The organism is Pseudomonas lurida (assembly GCF_013522705.1).
Taxonomy (GTDB): domain Bacteria; phylum Pseudomonadota; class Gammaproteobacteria; order Pseudomonadales; family Pseudomonadaceae; genus Aquipseudomonas; species Aquipseudomonas quebecensis.
In genome coordinates this window covers 1-1,209 of record NZ_JAAMRE010000066.1, presented here as the reverse complement: position 1 = coordinate 1,209, position 1,209 = coordinate 1, and the positions used below count along the sequence as shown (strand labels likewise).

The 1,209-nt window shown below is 61.2% G+C and carries 1 protein-coding gene; it reads left to right on the top strand.

Features of this window, described 5'->3' with window-relative positions:
- A partial coding sequence (locus tag G7025_RS26540; protein ID WP_181081938.1) for a DUF6531 domain-containing protein occupies positions 1-1,209 on the top strand: 1,209 nt, incomplete at both ends.

Sequence of the window (1,209 nt, the reverse complement as noted above, 5' to 3'; positions counted from 1 at the left end):
TGTATCGCACCAGTGCGGTGGAAGTGGATGTCGGGTTGGGGGTTGGCTGGAGTCATTCGCTGGCGCAGCGGCTGGTGGTCGACGGCGACTCAGTGGTGTGGACGGATCATGAGAACCGGTCGATCACTCTGCCCTTGCCCACGGTTGCTCGACCTGCAATCACCAATAGCTTGGCCGAAGCGGCGATCTATCTGGGGGCTTCGCCGGATGAATTGGTGCTGGCGCAGGCCTCGCGGTTCTACCACTTTCGCGATGGTGTGCTGACAGCGATCAGCGATGCGTATGACAACCGCCTGCGAATTTTCCGCGACGTGCTCGGACGTATCGAGCGGGTGGATAACGGGGTGGGTCGCTCGTTGTTTCTGCGCTACTCGTCCGGTCGCATCGTCGCGGTGGACTACCAGATTCAGCGCGCCAAGGAGCACGAGCCTTACGAATGGATCACCGAGCAGAACGTTGTTTCCTACGCCTATGACGACCTGGGCCGACTGGTCTCGGCGACCAATGCCGTCGGTGAAAGCGAGGTGTACCGCTACGACGAGCAGCACGTCATTGTTGAGCGTGGACTGGCCGGTGGGGCGAGTTTTTTCTGGGCGTGGGAACGCTCCGGCAAAGCGGCGCGCTGTGTGCGGCACTGGGCCAGTTTCTCGCAGATGGACACGCGGTATGTGTGGGGCGATGACGGCCAGGTCACGGTGCACAACGCCGATGGCAGCCAGGAAGTGTACGTCCACGATGACCGCGCGCGGCTTGTGCAGCGCACTGATCCGGACGGTGCCGAACACTTCAAGTCCTACGACGCTAAAGGCCGGCTGACGGTCGAGCAGGACCCGCTGGGGGCGGTGACGGCGTATCAGTACGACGAAGCCGGACGCTTGGTGGCGTTGTTTCCTGGGGATGATGAGCCAACAACCTACGAGCATGACAACGGTTTCGTACGGGTGGTGCGCCGGGGTGAAGCGGTCTGGAAATACGAGCGCAATGACCAGGGCGATGTCGTTCGTAAGATCGATCCCGATGGGCATGTCACGGATTACAGCTACAACAAATACGGACAACTGACCGGGGTTTGGTACCCGGATCACAGCTGCCATCGGCTGGTGTGGAATGAACGCGGTCAGCTCATTGAGGAGCAACTGCCCAATGGCGGGATCAAGCGCTATCGCTATGACGACCTGGGCCGCGAGGTGGCGCGCGAGGATGAGTTCG